Below are 16,949 nucleotides of genomic sequence, written 5' to 3' on the forward strand. Positions count from 1 at the left end.
CTAATCGAGGTACGGCTCCAACACGCCCCCGATCCAGTCCATGAAAGCCCGCACGCGCGGCGAAAGATTGCGCCGATGCGCGACGACGAGCGACGCGGCAAGCGGCTCGGGCCGCAAGTCGGGCAACACCTCCACGAGCGCGCCGCTTTCGATGTGATGCGCGAGCGCCGAATAGCCGGCCTGGATCAGTCCGATGCCCGCCAGCCCCGCCGCGTGATAGGTCTGCACACTGTTGACCTGCATCGCGCTGGGCAACGGCAACCACGCATAGCCGTCGCCGTCCGGGTATTCCCAGCCGGGATGCCGCGCGCCGAGCGTCAGCGTGTAGTGAATCATCCTGTGCCCCTGGCTGTGCAGATCGGCGAGCGTATGCGGCACGCCATGCCGCGCCAGATAATCGGGGCTCGCCGCATTCGTCATGCGCAGCCTGCCGAGCGGCCGGGCAATCAGCGTCTCGTCGGCGATCGGGCCCAGCCGGATCACGCAGTCGAACCCTTCCCGAACGAGATCGACACGCCGGTCGGTGCTGGAAAGCTCCAACTCCAGATCCGGATGCGCGGCCATCAGTTGCGGCAGCGCCGGCACCACGACGCTGCGCGCCAGTTCCGTGGGCATGTCCACGCGCAACCTGCCGCGCAGCGATGCGCCACGCCCCGAGAACATCGACTGCAATTCCTGCACTTCGGCGAGCAGGTCGGTTGCGCGCGCATAGAACGCGCGTCCGTCTTCGGTGAGCTGCACGCGCCGCGTGGTCCGATGCAGCAGTGCGACGCCCATGTCCCGTTCGAGCGTGCGGACGACCGTCGATACCCGTCCTTTCTGAATTCCGAGGCTTTCAGCCGCACGCGTGAAGCTCGCCATTTCGGCGACACGGGCAAAAATCAAAAGCGCATCAAGGTTCTGCATTGTTCATCCGGAAAGTAACAGAACGTTCAATCTGTCGTCGTTTATCACCCGATCGCGGCTCGCTAGAGTGATTTCCCACGTCGCCTGAACGACGCTCCAAACGAAAGGAAACCCTCATGGATCAACTCAACCCGCCGGTGAAAACGGCCGTCGTCTACCACTCCGGCTACGGCCATACGCAACGGATGGCCGCCGCCGTCGCGGACGGCGCCGGCGCCGCACTCGTCGCGATCGATGCCGACGGCAACCTTGCCGACGACGCGTGGAACACATTGGCCGACGCCGATGCAATCCTGTTCGGCTCGCCGACCTACATGGGCGGCCCGAGCTGGCAGTTCAAGAAGTTCGCGGACGCGTCGTCGAAGGTCTGGTTCGAAAGCGGATGGCAGAACAAGATCTTCGGCGGCTTCACCAATAGCGCCAGCATCAACGGCGACAAGCTCAATACGCTCGAATACTTCTTCCTGCTGGCCGGCCAGCACGGCGGCATCTGGGTCAGCATGGACATCAAGCCGGCGAATCTGAAAGCGTCGACGCGCGACGACCTGAACCGCATGGGCGCCTACATCGCGCCGATGGCGCAGACGCCGGCCGATGCGTCGCCCGAAGAGATGTCGCCGGGCGATCTCGAAACGGCCCGCCGCTATGGCGCACGCGTCGCGGCGATTGCCGGGCAGTTGCGGGCCGGCCAATCACGCTCCAACTAACATTCCGCCGTTCATGCGGGGCGCCACCGGCCGACGCCCCGCATCGTGTCCGGCCGATTCTGAAGGGCGCTGCAATGAAATACAAGCAATTGGGCCGCACGGGCCTGTATGTGTCCGAGCTGTGTCTCGGCACGATGACGATGGGCGGCAACGCGGATGCCGGCATGTGGGCGGCGATCGGCGCGGTCGGCCAGGACGACGCGAACCGCTTGATTGCCCGCGCGCTCGACGCGGGCATCAACTTCATCGACACCGCGGATATTTACTCGTTCGGCCAGGCCGAACGCGTGGTCGGGCAGGCGCTGCGCGATCTCGGCGTCCCGCGCCACGAGATCGTGCTGGCGACGAAGACGGCCGGCGTGATGGGCGCGGGCCCGAACGACCAGGGCGCGTCGCGCGGTCACATCATGGATTCGGCGCAGCGCAGCCTCGAGCGGCTTCAGGTCGACCATATCGACCTGTACCAGATTCACGCGAGCGACCCCGTCACGCCGATCGAGGAGACGCTGCGCGCGCTCGACGATCTCACGCGACAGGGGCTGATCCGTTACGTCGGCGTGTCGAACTGGCGCGCGGGCAAGATCGGCAAGGCGCTCGGCCTGAGTGCCGCGCTGCACGCCACGCGCTTCGAGACGCTGCAGGCCTACTACTCGATCGCCGGGCGCGACATGGAGCGCGAACTCGTTCCGCTCGCCGTCGACGAGCAGATGGGGCTGCTCGTGTGGTCGCCGCTCGCCGGCGGATTGCTGTCGGGCAAGTTCGGCCCCGGTGCGGCGACCGAAGCAGGTTCGCGGCGCGGTCATTTCGATTTTCCGCCGGTCGATCTGGATCGGGCCTGGCCGTGCGTCGCGGAAATGCGCGCGATTGCCGGCGCGCATCGCGTGTCGGTCGCGCGGATCGCGCTCGCGTGGCTGCTCGCGAAGCCCGCGGTCACGAGCGTCATCATCGGCGCGAAGCGGATCGACCAGCTCGACGACAATCTCGGCGCCGTCGATGTCGTCCTGACCGACGATGAGCTGGCGCGTCTCGACGCCGTGAGCGCGTTGCCGCCCTGCTATCCCGGCTGGATGATCGCGCGTCAGGAAGCGGGCAGGGTTCCCGGGCCGTTCATGCACACCGCGTCGCAATAGGATCGGCGGCACTTCATCTCATCGGTGGTTCGACGCGGGCGGTGGCGAAGCTGCTCGTGTCGAACCGGGTGGGCGTGCGACGTGTGCTCACATCCGATAGCCCGGTTTCTTGTACAACGTTCCGGAACGCGCATCGATATCCGGACGATAGACTTCCTCCTTCCATCTATCCGCCGGAATTTCCTCGAAACCAACTGAAACGGATTCCTCACCATAACCGAGTATGTCCATCACGTCGCGCGTGATGGCGTCCGCGAGACGTTGCTTCTGTTCCTCGGTCTTCCCGGGCCAGGCTTTGACGATGACGTGGGGCATGACATCCTTCTCCGAAATTCGAAACGACCGCGTGCACGCGCGTCACGCCGCGCGCCGTGAAAACACGTCCTTGAACACGGGCATCGCCGAAAAGACGTTCGGCCATCCCGCGTAGAACGCCAGTTGCGTCAACGTCTCGGACGCTTCGGCCTGCGTGAGCCCGTTGTCCATCGCACGATTCAGGTGATACGGGATCTGCGCGACCTGGCCGTTGGCGACGAGCGCGCTCACCGTCACCAGGCTGCGGTCGCGCGGCGCGAGCCCGGGGCGCAGCCACAAGTCGCGGAACAGCGCATCGGTCGTGTACTCGACCACGCCCGGCGCGACGGCGCCGAAGTTTTCCGAGACCGTCCGCGCACGCTGCGCCTCGGCCGCCTCGTTCAGCGGCAGCGGCGTGACGTCCGCCGGCGCGAGCTGATCGGGCCCGATGCCGCGTTCGTCATAGACGTGCTTGACGATGATCGATGCGGCGCTCGCGTTGGCCCATCCCGCGTAAAAAGCCAGATGCGCGATCATTTCCGATATTTCCGCAGGCTTCACGCCGTGATCCAGCGCGAGGCGCGCATGCAGCGGCATCTCGACGGTCTGGCCGCGGGCGATCAGCACCGACAGCGTCACGATGCTGCGATCGCGCGGCGACAGGTGCGGCCGCTTCCACAGGCCGTCGAATACGGTATGGCTCGTGTATCGCTCGAAGGCCGGGGCAACCGCCTTCAAGGCGTCAGCAGACAAGGGTTCCTGCATGGTGTCGATCCTTTGCATGGTGGTGCACGCGGCGGCGAGCAATGCCAGGCCCGTCGCGGCGACGAATCGCGACAGGCGCCGCGTGCGGTGGTCAACGCGCGCCGTGCTGCGCATCGGTGACGTGTTCGAGCCGGTTGACGTCGCGCCCATCGAGTGCCTCCCGAAGCACGACCTGCGTGCCGCTGCGCGCAACCGCGATGCCCGCGCTCCCGCCGCGTCGGCCGCGTCGGCCGATGCGGCCGCTGCGGCCGCTGCGGCGAACGACGCGCGGGCCGGCATCGAATTCAAGGCTGCTGGCGTATTCATCGCGGTCCGCCGCTGCCGAGGTATTGCTCGTCCGTAACCTTCTCCAGCCAGTAGACGTTCTTGCCGTCGAGCGCTTCCTGAATCGCGACGTGAGTCATCGCGGTGGTCGACGTCGCACCGTGCCAGTGCCTGTGGCCCGGCGGGCACCAGATCACGTCGCCCGCGCGGATCTCGACGCGCGGTTCGCCGTCGCATTGCGTCCAGCCGCAGCCGGCGGTCACGAGCAGCGTCTGGCCGAGCGGATGCGTATGCCACGCGGTGCGGGCGCCCGGCTCGAACGTCACGCTGGCGCACGATACGCGCGCCGGCGGCGGCGGTGCGTTCAGCGGGTCGATCCGGACCGTGCCGGTGAACCATTCGTCGGGGCCCTTGATCGAGGGCTGTGAGCCCGCGCGCTTCAGTTCCATGATGTCGTCCTCTGCCGAAAAGGGTGCCGCATGGATCGCTCCAGCGGCCAGCCATCCCACTTTAATGACTCGCGATTCATGCGACTAGATGGCAAAATCGGCATAGGCCTATGCTGTGGTGCATGAATCAATGGAAGACTTCAACGATCTGGTGGCGTTCATGGCGGTCGCGCGCGAACGCAATTTCACGCGGGCGGCCGCGCAGCTCGGCGTGTCTCAATCGGCGTTGAGCCGAACGGTGCGGGCGCTGGAAGCGCGCATGGGCATTCCGTTGCTGACGCGCACGACGCGCAGCGTATCGCCGACCGAGGCCGGCGAGCGCTTGCTGGAATCGATCGCCCCGCGCTTTCAGGAAATCGAGGCGGAGCTGGAGTCGCTGCGCGCGATGACGGATCAGCCGGCCGGCAACGTCCGGATCACCGCGACCGACTACGCGGCGAACGAATACGTGTGGCCGCGGCTGCAACCGCTGCTGCGTCGCTATCCCGCGCTCAAGGTCGAACTGGTGAACGACTATGGCCTGACCGATCTCGTCGCCGGCCGCTACGACATCGGCATACGGCTCGGCGACCAGGTCGCCAGGGACATGGTCGCGCAGCGTATCGCGCCGGACATGACGATGTCGATCATCGGGTCTCCCGATTACCTGGCGTCCCGACCCGTGACAAAAACGCCTCAGGATCTGACGCAACACAACTGCATCAACCTTCGGCTGCCGACCAGAAACGCGCTGCTATCGTGGGAGTTGAGCAAGGGGCGCCGCGAATTGCAGGTTCGCGTCGAAGGCCAACTGACGTTCAACAACGTCTATCAGATGGTCGACGCGGCGCTTGCCGGCTTCGGGCTCGCCTATGTGCCGAAGGATCTGGTCGCGCATCACGTTGAAGCCGGCCGGCTCGGCTGGGTGCTGGAGGACTGGTTTCCGACGTTCGTCGGGCACCACGTCTATTACCCGAGCCGGCGCAAATCGTCGCGGGCCGTCGAGCTCGTGGTCGATGCGCTCAGGAGCGGGTATCAACGCAATGCGCGGCAAGCTTGAGCGGTCACGCCGGCGTGTCGACAGCGGGCAGCGCTGGAAACGCGATGCCCGCATGGATGCGCCACCGCGGTATTGAACGGAAATCGAGCACCGCCGGTACCACTGCGTCGAGTAACGGGCAGACGTGATCGGCAATCACGGCTTCGATACGCGCGGTACGTCGAACAGCGCCGTCGAGCGACGTGACTCGCCTGACGACCTCGATCCGGCGTCGCGCATCACTTCGGAAACACGCCCCTGCTCATCGCATCGAGCTGCCGAACGATCTCCGCGCGCAATTCGGCCGATACCTCGACGCTGTCGAGCAGTTCCGAAATCCATAACCCGTCGGCCGCGAGCCGGCAGATCATCAGCGTCGCGGCCTGCTCGAGCGGCACCGGGTCGGGCCGCGTCCATTCGCGCATCGGCACCGACCAGCGCGCACGCGTGTCCTGCTCGGTGATCATCGACGCGACCAGCACGCGCAGCACCTCGATACTCGCGGCCGGATTGGCCGCGTCGAGCACCGCATGCAGATACGCGCGCGCCGCCGCGCCGTCGCCGCTGGAATCGGCCGCCATCCGCGCGGCCAGCTGCGCGCCGAACCGCTCGGTCGCCTGCCCGAACAGCGCATCCAGCAGCCCCTGCTTGTTCGCGAAATGATATTGCAGCGCGCCTTTCGTCACGCCGGCCCGTTCGGCCACCGCATCGAGCGTCAACGCGGCCACGCCGTGATGCGTCGCAATCTCCGACGCGGCCGCCAGCAATTGCGCGCGCACCTGGTCCGGCGCTTTTTTTCGCCGCACGCCGGCCACGGGCGCGGCCGGCGCCGATGATCCTTCGGAGGCCCGTGTATCGGGCGTTCCAGCCGGTTCGACAGGCGCGGACACGTCGCGCGGCGCGGGTTCGAGGCGTTTTTTCATGGTGCGGATGGTAGCACCGCACGTCTCGAGATAAACATTCCGTCTGGATGGTATGATCCGCCGCATGAACAAATCGGCCCCCTCTTCCTGGTCCGCGCTCGACGCTGCCATCGCCCGTGGACGCGACGCACTCGTGCGCCTTCAGCAGCCCGACGGCAGCTGGTGTTTCGAACTCGAATCCGACGCGACGATCACCGCGGAATACATCCTGATGATGCATTTCATGGACAGGATCGACGACGTGCGCCAGGAGAAGATGGCACGCTACCTGCGCGCGAACCAGCGGCTCGACACGCACGGCGCATGGGATCTGTACGTCGACGGCGCGCCGGATGTGTCGTGCAGCGTGAAGGCGTACTTCGCGCTGAAGGCGGCCGGCGACAGCGAACACGCGCCGCACATGGTCCGCGCGCGCGACGCGATCCTGAAGCTCGGCGGCGCGGCCCGTTCGAACGTGTTCACGCGCATCCTGCTCGCGACGTTCGGCCAGGTGCCGTGGCGCGCGGCGCCGCTCATGCCGATCGAATTCGTGCTGTTCCCGAAGTGGGTGCCGATCTCGATGTACAAGGTCGCGTACTGGGCGCGCACGACGATGGTGCCGCTGCTGGTGCTGTGCTCGCTGAAGGCGCGTGCGCGCAATCCGCGCAACGTGTCGATCCGCGAGCTGTTCGTCACGCCGCCCGAACAGGAGCGCCACTACTTCCCGCCCGCGCGCGGCATGCGCCGGCTGTTCCTCGCGCTCGACCGCACGGTGCGCCCTATCGAGCCGCTGCTGCCGAAGCGTTTGCGCCAGCGTGCGATCCGGCATGCGGAAGCGTGGTGCGCGGAACGGATGAACGGCGAGGACGGGCTCGGCGGCATCTTCCCGCCGATCGTGTACAGCTACCAGATGATGCAGGTGCTCGGCTATCCGGACGACCATCCGCTGCGGCGCGATTGCGAAAACGCGCTGGAGAAGCTGCTGGTCACGCGGCCGGACGGCAGCATGTATTGCCAGCCGTGCCTGTCACCGGTGTGGGACACCGCGTGGAGCACGATGGCGCTCGAGCAGGCGCGCGGTGTCGCGGCGCCGGAAACCGGCGACACGGCTTCCGGCGCACTGCGCGAACTCGACGAGCGCATCGCTCGCGCGTACGACTGGCTGGCCACGCGCCAGGTGAACGACCTGCGCGGCGACTGGATCGAGAACGCCCCGGCCGACGTCGAACCGGGCGGCTGGGCATTCCAGTACGCGAACCCGTACTACCCGGACATCGACGACACGGCGCTCGTCACCGCGATGCTCGATCGCCGCGGTCGCACGCATCGCGCCGCGGACGGCACGCACCCTTATGCGTCGCGCGTCGCACGCGCGCTCGACTGGATGCGCGGGCTGCAATCGCGCAACGGCGGCTTCGCCGCGTTCGACGCGGACTGCGACCGCATGTATCTGAACGCGATTCCGTTCGCCGATCACGGCGCGCTGCTCGACCCGCCGACCGAGGACGTATCGGGCCGCGTGCTGCTGTGCTTCGGCGTGACGAAGCGCACCGCAGACCGCGCGTCGCTCGCCCGCGCGATCGACTACGTGAAGCGCACGCAGCAGCCCGACGGCAGCTGGTGGGGCCGCTGGGGCACGAACTACCTCTACGGCACGTGGAGCGTGCTGGCCGGCCTCGCGCTCGCCGGCGAGGACAAGTCGCAGCCCTACATCACCCGCGCGCTCGACTGGCTGCGCGCGCGGCAGCATGCGGACGGCGGCTGGGGCGAGACGAACGACAGTTACCTCGATCCGAAGCTGGCCGGCACGAACGGCGGCGAGAGCACGTCGAACTGCACCGCGTGGGCGCTGCTCGCGCAGATGGCGTTCGGCGACTGCGAATCCGATTCGGTGAAGCGCGGCATCGCGTATCTGCAGTCGGTGCAGCAGGAAGACGGCTTCTGGTGGCATCGCTCGCACAATGCGCCGGGCTTTCCGCGCATCTTCTATCTGAAGTATCACGGCTATACCGCTTACTTCCCGCTGTGGGCGCTCGCGCGTTATCGACGGCTGGCAGGGGCGAAGGATGCGGACGCAACCAAGTCGCCTGCATCCGCCACACCCGCAACGGACGACGCGCTCGCCTGAGCCGGGACCCCGGCCGAAACGGCAACGCGCCGGCACGCCCGACGGCGTCCGGCGCGCTCGAGGCGACTCCCCTCCCTATTCCCGTTTACGCGTCGCGCGACGCCCGCATCCGTGCGAACGCATCCCGCAAATCCGCGCAGAATGCGTCGCCGATCATCGACAGCGGCTGCGATGCGGACGTCACCAGATAGAAGTGATCGGGCACGGCCGGCTCGAACGGCTTGACGGCCACGCGATGCCCCGCATACGCGGCCGTCACCGGATCGATCAGCGCGACGCCGGCACCGTTCGCGACGAACGCGACGATCGTCTGCGACAGTTGCGCCTCGATCGACAGCACGCGCGACACGCCGGCTTCGACGAATACGCGATCGATCGCGCTGCGCGCCTCGAAGCTCGGCGGAAACGAGATGAACGACTCGTCGCGCAGATCGGCCGGCTGCACGACGCGCTTGCGCGCGAGCCGATGCCCGCGCGGCACGATGCAGCGCATCGCGCTTTCCGCGAGCCGCTCGCCGCGCACGGCCGGATGCGGGACGGGTTCGGCGATCAGCCCGACATCGCATTGCCCCGACGCGACCTTGTCGACGACAGTGGACGCACTGTGCGCGAGCAACGTGATGTCGACACCCGGATGCGCGTGCGAGAAACGCGTGACGAGCTGCGGCAGCAGGTCGAGCGCGACGGCCGGCGAGCCGGCCACGCGCAGCGTGCCGCGCCGCATCGCGCGGATCTGCTCGGCGGCCTGCGCGACGCGGTCGAGGCCGACGAACGCGCGTTCGACCTCCTCGTACAGCACACGCGCCTGCGCGGTCGGCGTGAAGCGCCCCTGTTGCCGCTCGAACAGCACGAAGCCGACCCGGTCCTCGAGATCGGCGATCAGCCGACTCACCGCCGGCTGCGAGATATGGAGATCGCGTGCCGCACGCGTGACGGTATGGCGCTGCATCACCGCGCGAAACGCTTCGATCTGACGAATCCTGAGCGAGGGCGTGGTCATAACACTGGATTATGGGTCGTTGATCAAGCTGTATTGGACAGCCCATTTTGCCTGCCCGAACATCGGTTCCGCAACGTATTGAAAGCAAGGAGCCGCGCCGCCATGGGATATAACACGCAACCGCCTCACCCGCGACACCGGAGCCGCGCATGACCGTACGCCGCTTCGACGTCGTCGTGGCCGGCGGCGGTCTCGTCGGCATGGCCATCGCGTGGGGCATCGCGCGTCTCGGCCAGCGCGTCGCGGTGTGCGACGGCGACGACATCGCGTTTCGCGCGGCGCGCGGCAACTTCGGGCTCGTGTGGGTGCAGGGCAAGGGCGGCCGCTGCCTGCCCTATGCGCGCTGGTCGCGCGAATCGTCGGCGCGCTGGCACGCTTTCGCCGCGCAGTTGCAGCGCGAAACGGGCGTGGACTGCGCGTTCGAGCGCCCGGGCGGCATCGAGCTGTTCGAGCAGCGCGCGGAACTCGACCGCGCGGCCGACCTGCTCGAATCGCTGCGCCGGCAGGAAGCCGCGCTGTCGTACGAGGTGCTCGATCCGGCGGCGCTGCGCCGGCGCATTCCCGCGGCGTCGCCGTCGCTGGCCGGCGCGCTGTGGGCGCCGAACGACGGTCACGCGAATCCGCTCACCACGCTGCGCGCGATGCTGCAGGCGTTTCAGCAGTGCGGCGGCGTCTATCTGCCGCGCAGCGAAGTCGCCGAGATCCGGCCGCGCGCCGGGCGCTTCGAGATCGACACGCGCCACGCGCAGCTCGAAGCCGGGCGCGTGGTGCTCGCGGCCGGCCTCGACAACGCGCGGCTCGCGCCGATGGTCGACCTGCGCGCACCGATCTCGCCGTTGCGCGGCCAGATCATGGTCACCGAACGCCTCGCGCCGTTTCTCGACTATCCGACACTCGTCGTCCGGCAGACGCCGGAAGGCTCGGTGCTCCTCGGCGATTCGGCCGAAGACGTCGGCTTCGACGACGGCCAGACACGCCCCGCGATGGTCGACATCGCACGCCGCGCCCGCACCGCGTTCCCGGCGCTGGCCCATGCGCGCATCGTGCGCGCATGGGGTGCGCTGCGCATCATGACGCCCGACGGCCTGCCCGTCTACGAGGCGTCGGCCACGTACCCCGGCGCGTTCATCGCGATCTGCCACAGCGGCGTCACGCTCGCGGCGACCCACGCCGACCTCGTCGCGCCGTGGATCGCCGGCGGCGCCGCGCCGGCCGACCTGTCCGCCTTTACCACCGCGCGCTTCGCCGCGCCCACGGAAGCCCGGCATGTTTGAATCCCTCGTTCCCGCCGCCGCGCTGCTCGAGCGCGTGCGCATCCATATCGACGGCACGCCGCACGACGTGCCCGCGCATTACAGCGTCGCGGCCGCGATGCTCGCCGCCGGCTCGGCCGCGTGCCGCACGAGCGCCGTGAGCGGCGCGCCGCGCGGCCCGTTCTGCATGATGGGCGTGTGCTTCGACTGCCTCGTCGAAATCGACGGCGTACCGAACGTGCAAGGCTGCATGACGCCCGTTGCCGACGGCATGCAGGTGCGCGCGATGCACGGCAAGGCGAGGCTCGCATGACGCGCCGCCAGTGCGACCTGCTGATCGTCGGCGCCGGGCCGGCCGGCATGGCGGCGGCGACTGCCGCGCGTGCGGCCGGCTTGTCGGTCGTCGTCGCGGACGAAGGCCGCGCGCCCGGCGGCCAGATCTACCGCAACGTGGCCGATGCGGCGGCGCCGCTCACGCAATGGCTCGGTGCCGACTACACGGCGGGCCGCCCGCTCGTCGACGGCCTGCTCGCCAGCGGCACGCATTACCTGCCGCGCAGCGTCGTGTGGCAAATCGCGTTCGAGCCGGCGCCCGTCGCGATGCTCACGCAAGGCGGCCCGTCGCGCGGCACGCTCGAAATCGGCGCGCGCGCGGTGCTGATCGCGACCGGCGCGCAGGAGCGTCCGTGGCCGGTATCCGGCTGGACGTTGCCCGGCGTGATGGGCGTCGGCGCCGCGCAGACGCTGCTGAAGGCGTCCGGCCTCGCGCCGTCCGCCGACGCCGTGCTCGCCGGCAGCGGCCCGCTGCTGTGGCTGTTCGCCGCGCAATTGCTGAATGCCGGCCGGCGCGTGCGCGCGCTGGTCGACACGACACCGCGCGATGCGTGGCGCCGCGCGCTCCCGCATGCGCTGCCGGCGCTGCGCGGCGCCGACTATCTGCTCAAGGGCTGGCGCATGCTGCGCGCGGTGCGCCGCGCCGAGATTCCGGTGTATCGCGGCGCGACCGACGTCCGCATCGACGGCGAAAGCCGCGCCGAACGCATCCGCTTTCGCGACGAAGACGGCGTCGTACAAACACTCGACACGTCGCTCGTGCTGCTGCATCAGGGCGTCATTCCGTCGACGCAGCTTGCGCGCTCGCTCGGCTGCGCACACGAATGGGATGAATCGTCGGCATGCTGGCGGCCTCAGTGCGACGCGCGCGGCCGCAGCAGCGTGCCGCACGTGTGGATCGCGGGCGACGGCGCGGGCATCGGCGGCGCGCGGGCGGCGGCACTCGCCGGCGAAGTGTCGGCGCTCGACATCGCCGCGCAACTCGGCGCGCTCGACACGCAACGACAGGCCGCACGCGAACGCCCGGTGCTGCGCGCGTTGCACCGCCACCGCGCGGTGCGCCCGCTGCTCGACGCGCTGTACACGCCGCCCGCCGCGCTGCGCCGCCCCGACGACGACACGATCGTGTGCCGCTGCGAGGAAGTCACGGCCGGCGAGATCCGCCGGCTCGCGGCGCTCGGCTGCCAGGGGCCAAACCAGATGAAGGCGTTTACGCGCTGCGGCATGGGCCCGTGCCAGGGACGCTGGTGCGGCACGACGGTCGGCGAGCTGATCGCCGACGTGCAGCAGCGCGGCGTCGGCGACGTCGGTCACTACCGGATTCGCGCGCCGATCAAGCCGGTCACCGTCGGCGAGATGGCCGACGCCCTCGAACTGTCGAACGATTTTCAGCGCGGCGAATTTCCGAGCTGACATGCATGCCCACTCTTCCCCACACGAACGGAGCCTGACCATGAAGACGCGCCTCACGATTCTCCTGTCCGCCGCCGCGATGGCCTTCGCGTCGCTGGCGTCGGCGAAGGAATGGACGACCATCCGCATCGGCGTCGACCCGACCTACCCGCCGTTCGAATCGACCGCGACCGACGGCAGCGTGAAGGGTTTCGACATCGATCTCGGCAACGCGCTGTGCGCGAAGCTGAAGGCGAAATGCGTGTGGGTGTCGAGCAGTTTCGACGGGCTGATTCCCGGGCTGCAGGCGCGCAAGTTCGACGTGATCCTGTCGTCGATGGCCGCGACCGAACAGCGGCGCCAGCAGATCGACTTCACCGATCGCCTGTACCGCAACCAGACGCGGCTGATCGCGCGCACCGGGTCGGGGCTGCTGCCGGACGCGGCGAAGCTCGCCGGCAAGCGCATCGCGGTCGAACAGGGCACGGTCCAGGAAACCTATGCGCGTGAGAAGTGGGCGCCCGCGAAGGTCGAGGTCGTGCCGTATCCGAGCTACGACCAGGCGTATGCGGACCTCGTCACCGGGCGCGTCGACGGCGTGCTGATGGACGCCGTGCAAGGCCAGCTGGGGTTCCTCGCGACGCCGCGCGGCAAGGGCTTCTCGTTCGCGGGCGGCGTGGTGTACGACGCGAAGATCATGGGCAACGGCGATGCGGCCGGCGTGCGCAAGGCCGACACCGACCTGCGCGACGCGCTGAATCGCGCCATCGCGCAGATTCGCGGCGACGGCACCTACAACACGATCCAGGCGAAATATTTCGACTTCGACATGTACGGGAACTGACGGCAGCGCGGGCCTGGTTTCGCTCGTGTGATTCACGCGAGCGCGACGTCTAGCCGTCGCGCCGCAGCCGGTTCGCGCGGGCCAGGCGCGAACATCCCGCGCTTTTCTCCGTCGATGGACGTCGCCGCCGACTTTCGTGCTGACGCAGCTTTCGCGGCGGCGATGGTCGGCGGCATATCGTCGAGGCTCATGCGTTTCTCCTGGTGCGGCAGGAAAGTGAATCCGGCCCAGGTTGCACGAATAAGTCCGAATGGGACATAATTCATCAATATTGAGTCCCGCAAGGTCTGACATGCTCGACATCCGCCAGCTTCAATATTTCATCGCGGTCGCGGAAGAGGAACACGTCGGCCGTGCGGCCGAACGCCTGCACATCTCGCAGTCGCCGCTCAGCCGCCAGATCGCGCAGCTCGAGGAAAAGCTCGGCCTGACGCTGTTCGAACGCAGCCAGCAACGCATTCGTCTGACGCGTGACGGGCGCACGTTCCTCAGCGAAGCGCACGCGTTCCTGCGCCATGCGAACCGGCTCGAATCGCTCGCGCGCCGGCTCGGCCGCGGCGACGAAGGCGGCCTGTGCATCGGCTACCTGGAAACGGCCACCCACTCGGGCGTGCTGCCGCGTGCGCTGAAAACGCTGCGCGCCGAGCGCCCGTCGGTGCATATCGCGCTGTACAACTATCCATCCGCCGCGCAGCTCGAAGGCCTGCGCGAACGCAGCCTCGACATCGCGCTCGTGACCGAGCCGCCTGCGCCGGACGATCCCGAACTCGATTCGACGATGGTGCTGAACGATCCGATGCTGCTCGCGCTGCCCGACGGACACCCGCTCGCGAAGAAGAAGACGCTGAGCGCCGACGATCTCGCCGCGCAAGCGTGGATCGGCGTCACGCAGCAGGAAAGCGCGCCGCGTCACGGCGCGTTCGTCGCGGCCTGTGCGAAGGCCGGTTTTTCGCCGGACATTTCGGTGGAGGCGACCGAGCCGCTCGCGGCGCTCGGGCTCGTCGCCGCGGGGCTCGGCGTGACGATGATCCAGCAAAGCCTGCGTCACCAGGTGCCAGAAGGCGTCGTGCTGCGCGAGCTGCCGTGGTTCAGCTACCGCACGCCGCTGTGGGCCGCATGGCACAAGGTCAACCTGCGGCCGCTGGTCGGCATCTTCCGCGAGATCCTGACCGGCGAGGAGGTCGTCGCGGCAGCTGGAAAATGAAGCCGTGAACGCACGAAGCGTCGTTGCATCACGGCGCGTTGCGCACCCATAGCGAGTGTGCCGATTGCTTCGCAACCCTGATCTTCATTACGGTGCGCGATTTCCGATCGACGCGCGCCACGGGTGCGCCAACGCCTTCGCAGCGGGTCGAAACCGCGGCGAAGGCGTGGCCGGAGCCGGAAAGCCCGACTCCCATCGCACGATGCGACGTGCCGCCGTCACGCCGCCGCGAAGCGCTTCGCCAGTTCCGCGAGGCCGTCTTCATAAATCCCGCGGAACAGCCGGACGGTTTCGTCGTCGGTCGCGCCGTGCGGCGTGAACGTGCCCGACCACTCGACCTTCGATGCGTTCGGGCCGTTCTCGCGCACGCGCAGCGTGGAGCGATAGTTCACGACCGGGAACGGTGCTTCGAGAATCGCGTACGTATAGCTGCGTTCCGCTTCGTCGAACGCGACCAGCCGCTCGACGATCGCGTCGCCCGCCGGATTCGCGAGACGCCGCACGCGCCCGCCTTCGCTCAGTTCGCTGGCCGGAATGTACGACAGCCAGTCGGGCAGCGCGCCGAAGCCGCCGATCAGTTGCCAGACCGTGTCGGCCGAAGCCGCGATCTCGATACCTGCATGGGCCTGTGCCATGTCGTCACCTTTCAGGATCAACGATCGGTCGGCAGCGGCGCATTGGCCGCAATCAGACCTTGTTCACGCATCTCGCGCCAGAAGTCGGCCGGAATCGCCACGTTCAGCGCCGCCTGGTCTTCCGCGATCCGCTCCGGACGGCTCGCGCCCGGAATCACCGCGACGGTGGCCGGATGCGACATCGAGAACTGCAGCGCGGCGGCCTTGATCGGCACGTCGTAACGCGCGGCGATCGCCTTGATCCGGTCGACCTTCGCGAGGATGTCCGGCGACGCCTTCTGGTATTCGAAGTGCGTGCCGCCCGCGAGCACGCCCGAGCTGTACGGGCCGCCGACGACGATCCCGACGTTCTGCGCAGCCGCCGCCGGCATCACGCGTTGCAGCGCGCGTTCGTGATCGAGCAGCGTGTAGCGGCCGGCCAGCAGCATGCCGTCGGGTTGCGGTTCGGCGAGGTCGAGCACCAGTTCGATCGGCTCGACGCGGTTCACGCCGAGGCCCCATGCATTGATCACGCCTTCCTCGCGCAGCTTGCTCAGCACGCGAAACGCGCCCTTGCGCGCCACTTCGAATTGCGCGAGCCATTCGTCGCCGTAGAAATCCTGCGCGATGTCGTGCACCCACACGATATCGAGGCGGTCGGTGCGCAGGCGCTTCAGGCTGTCCTCGATCGAGCGCAGCGTCGCGTCGGCCGAGTAATCGTTGACGATGCGGTTCGGCCGGCCGTGTTCGAACAGGCCGCCCTTTTCGCCGAGATCGCGCGCCGACACGTCTTCGATTTCGTCGAGGATCACGCGGCCGACCTTCGTGCTCAGCACGTATTCGTCACGCGGATGGTGCGCGAGCGCGTCGCCGAGGCGGATTTCCGCGAGGCCCGCGCCATAGAACGGGGCCGAGTCGAAATAACGGATGCCGTGTTGCCATGCCGCTTCAACGGTGGCCGCGGCTTCCGCGTCGGGGATGTTGCGGAACATGTTGCCGAGCGGGGCCGTACCGAAACCGAGGATCTTGTTGCCGGGCAGCTTGTCTTCGAGACTCATGATTTTCTCCAGGGAGTAAAGGAAAGCGAGTTCAGTCTAGGGAGACGGGTTAAGTCTGTCCAAGACGGAATTCGACATACTTGAGTCCCGCGAGGTCTGATGCAGGGATTTGCGGCCTGTTTCGATCACCGGCTCCGGCGCTGTGTTCGACCGAGACGCCCGACCGGCAAGGCTGCCGACTGAATCCACGTTCGATTCATGACGCAGGATCAAAAATGATTTGGCGCGGCGGCCGTTTTTCCCGGATGCCGGCGTACCTATATTGACTGCACTCGCAACGACATCGACGTGGTCGACGGTGGTTGCGGCTCACTCAACCAGACAGGTACCCACGATGAAAACGCTCGTTTCTTCCACCCTTGCCGCACTGATCCTTTCCGCACCGGCGCTGTCGTTCGCGCAACAAGCCGACCATCAGCTGACCCGCGCCGAAGTGAAGGCCGAGATGACCCGTCTCGCGGCCGTCGGCTACACCCCGGCGCTGGATCACAACCAGTACCCGGCCGCGATCCTCGCCGCCGAACAGCGTGTGCGTGAAAACGCCGTCGCGCAATCCGCCCCGAACGCCGCCCCGACCGCGGACAACACCGGTTACGGCAGCGAAGCCCGCACGACCGGCGAATCCGGCCGTGCGATGATGATCAACGGCCGCAACTCGATCTATCGCGGTCATTGAGTCACGTCGGCG

Annotated in this window: 20 protein-coding genes; 11 read left to right on the forward strand and 9 right to left on the reverse strand. The window is 67.8% G+C overall.

Annotated features, from left to right (window positions below):
• Positions 1-906: a LysR family transcriptional regulator gene (locus tag BLS50_RS33425; protein WP_074808174.1), complete on the reverse strand. Its 906-nt coding sequence runs from the start codon at positions 904-906 to the stop codon at positions 1-3.
• Positions 907-1,022: 116 nt separating this feature from the next.
• On the opposite strand from BLS50_RS33425, the gene BLS50_RS33430 reads away from it, so the two are divergent.
• Positions 1,023-1,613, forward strand: a complete 591-nt coding sequence (locus BLS50_RS33430) for a flavodoxin family protein (RefSeq protein ID WP_023476726.1) — start codon at positions 1,023-1,025, stop codon at positions 1,611-1,613.
• A 74-nt stretch (positions 1,614-1,687) separates the two neighbouring features.
• Positions 1,688-2,743 carry an aldo/keto reductase gene (locus tag BLS50_RS33435; RefSeq protein WP_027812068.1) on the forward strand — a complete coding sequence of 352 codons (1,056 nt, stop codon included), beginning with the start codon at positions 1,688-1,690 and terminating at the stop codon, positions 2,741-2,743.
• 87 nt (positions 2,744-2,830) lie between these two features.
• On the opposite strand, the gene BLS50_RS33440 is transcribed toward BLS50_RS33435, so the two are convergent.
• The gene (locus BLS50_RS33440; RefSeq protein ID WP_023476728.1) at positions 2,831-3,058 is read right to left on the reverse strand and encodes a tautomerase family protein; all 228 of its coding nucleotides are present in this window, start codon (positions 3,056-3,058) and stop codon (positions 2,831-2,833) included.
• 42 nt (positions 3,059-3,100) lie between these two features.
• A complete protein-coding gene (locus tag BLS50_RS33445) occupies positions 3,101-3,802 on the reverse strand; it encodes a carboxymuconolactone decarboxylase family protein (RefSeq protein ID WP_230462051.1) in 702 nt (233 codons plus the stop codon).
• Between BLS50_RS33445 and BLS50_RS36140 the strand changes: the two genes are divergently transcribed.
• Positions 3,801-4,145 (forward strand): hypothetical protein, encoded by a 345-nt coding sequence (locus BLS50_RS36140; protein ID WP_175784825.1) that lies wholly within the window; start codon positions 3,801-3,803, stop codon positions 4,143-4,145. The genes BLS50_RS33445 and BLS50_RS36140 overlap by 2 nt on opposite strands.
• Here the strand turns inward: BLS50_RS36140 and BLS50_RS33450 are convergent.
• Positions 4,105-4,515 carry a (R)-mandelonitrile lyase gene (locus BLS50_RS33450; protein WP_027812070.1) on the reverse strand — a complete coding sequence of 137 codons (411 nt, stop codon included), beginning with the start codon at positions 4,513-4,515 and terminating at the stop codon, positions 4,105-4,107. The genes BLS50_RS36140 and BLS50_RS33450 overlap by 41 nt on opposite strands.
• Positions 4,516-4,645: 130 nt before the next feature.
• On the opposite strand from BLS50_RS33450, the gene BLS50_RS33455 reads away from it, so the two are divergent.
• The gene (locus tag BLS50_RS33455; RefSeq protein ID WP_027812071.1) at positions 4,646-5,554 is read left to right on the forward strand and encodes a LysR family transcriptional regulator; all 909 of its coding nucleotides are present in this window, start codon (positions 4,646-4,648) and stop codon (positions 5,552-5,554) included.
• A 218-nt stretch (positions 5,555-5,772) separates the two neighbouring features.
• On the opposite strand, the gene BLS50_RS33460 is transcribed toward BLS50_RS33455, so the two are convergent.
• Positions 5,773-6,456: a TetR/AcrR family transcriptional regulator gene (locus BLS50_RS33460; protein ID WP_074808177.1), complete on the reverse strand. Its 684-nt coding sequence runs from the start codon at positions 6,454-6,456 to the stop codon at positions 5,773-5,775.
• Between the two features lie 52 nt (positions 6,457-6,508).
• On the opposite strand from BLS50_RS33460, the gene shc reads away from it, so the two are divergent.
• On the forward strand, positions 6,509-8,563 hold the full coding sequence (gene shc / locus BLS50_RS33465) for a squalene--hopene cyclase (protein WP_074808179.1): 2,055 nt from the start codon (positions 6,509-6,511) through the stop codon (positions 8,561-8,563).
• An 85-nt stretch (positions 8,564-8,648) separates the two neighbouring features.
• Here the strand turns inward: shc and BLS50_RS33470 are convergent, their stop codons facing one another.
• Positions 8,649-9,563 carry a LysR family transcriptional regulator gene (locus BLS50_RS33470; protein ID WP_074808183.1) on the reverse strand — a complete coding sequence of 305 codons (915 nt, stop codon included), beginning with the start codon at positions 9,561-9,563 and terminating at the stop codon, positions 8,649-8,651.
• Positions 9,564-9,712: 149 nt separating this feature from the next.
• Here BLS50_RS33470 and BLS50_RS33475 point away from each other — a divergent pair, with 149 nt between their 5' ends.
• The 4 genes from BLS50_RS33475 to BLS50_RS33490 are packed head-to-tail and all read left to right on the forward strand — an operon-like array spanning position 9,713 to position 13,385.
• Entirely contained in the window at positions 9,713-10,837 is a 1,125-nt protein-coding gene (locus BLS50_RS33475) for an NAD(P)/FAD-dependent oxidoreductase (RefSeq protein ID WP_074808185.1), read from the forward strand.
• The gene (locus tag BLS50_RS33480) at positions 10,830-11,129 is read left to right on the forward strand and encodes a (2Fe-2S)-binding protein (RefSeq protein WP_074808188.1); all 300 of its coding nucleotides are present in this window, start codon (positions 10,830-10,832) and stop codon (positions 11,127-11,129) included. The genes BLS50_RS33475 and BLS50_RS33480 overlap by 8 nt, the downstream gene beginning before the upstream one ends.
• Positions 11,126-12,562, forward strand: coding sequence for an FAD/NAD(P)-dependent oxidoreductase (locus BLS50_RS33485; RefSeq protein WP_074808191.1), 1,437 nt, complete (start codon positions 11,126-11,128; stop codon positions 12,560-12,562). Before BLS50_RS33480 ends, BLS50_RS33485 begins: the two co-directional genes overlap by 4 nt.
• A 40-nt stretch (positions 12,563-12,602) precedes the next feature.
• Positions 12,603-13,385: an ABC transporter substrate-binding protein gene (locus tag BLS50_RS33490; RefSeq protein ID WP_027812078.1), complete on the forward strand. Its 783-nt coding sequence runs from the start codon at positions 12,603-12,605 to the stop codon at positions 13,383-13,385.
• A 32-nt stretch (positions 13,386-13,417) separates the two neighbouring features.
• Here the strand turns inward: BLS50_RS33490 and BLS50_RS35775 are convergent, their stop codons facing one another.
• Positions 13,418-13,651, reverse strand: coding sequence for a hypothetical protein (locus tag BLS50_RS35775; RefSeq protein ID WP_124623268.1), 234 nt, complete (start codon positions 13,649-13,651; stop codon positions 13,418-13,420).
• Between the two features lie 26 nt (positions 13,652-13,677).
• Here BLS50_RS35775 and BLS50_RS33495 point away from each other — a divergent pair, with 26 nt between their 5' ends.
• Positions 13,678-14,589 (forward strand): LysR family transcriptional regulator, encoded by a 912-nt coding sequence (locus BLS50_RS33495; RefSeq protein ID WP_011549250.1) that lies wholly within the window; start codon positions 13,678-13,680, stop codon positions 14,587-14,589.
• Between the two features lie 218 nt (positions 14,590-14,807).
• Here the strand turns inward: BLS50_RS33495 and BLS50_RS33500 are convergent, their stop codons facing one another.
• A complete protein-coding gene (locus BLS50_RS33500; RefSeq protein ID WP_011549251.1) occupies positions 14,808-15,224 on the reverse strand; it encodes an SRPBCC family protein in 417 nt (138 codons plus the stop codon).
• A gap of 17 nt (positions 15,225-15,241) precedes the next feature.
• Positions 15,242-16,261: an aldo/keto reductase gene (locus tag BLS50_RS33505; protein WP_074808194.1), complete on the reverse strand. Its 1,020-nt coding sequence runs from the start codon at positions 16,259-16,261 to the stop codon at positions 15,242-15,244.
• A 334-nt stretch (positions 16,262-16,595) separates the two neighbouring features.
• Here BLS50_RS33505 and BLS50_RS33510 point away from each other — a divergent pair, with 334 nt between their 5' ends.
• On the forward strand, positions 16,596-16,937 hold the full coding sequence (locus BLS50_RS33510) for a DUF4148 domain-containing protein (RefSeq protein ID WP_074808196.1): 342 nt from the start codon (positions 16,596-16,598) through the stop codon (positions 16,935-16,937).
• The last annotated feature ends 12 nt before the right edge of the window (positions 16,938-16,949 follow it).

The sequence above is a fragment of the Burkholderia orbicola genome, assembly GCF_900100915.1.
GTDB classification, from domain to species: Bacteria; Pseudomonadota; Gammaproteobacteria; order Burkholderiales; family Burkholderiaceae; genus Burkholderia; species Burkholderia orbicola.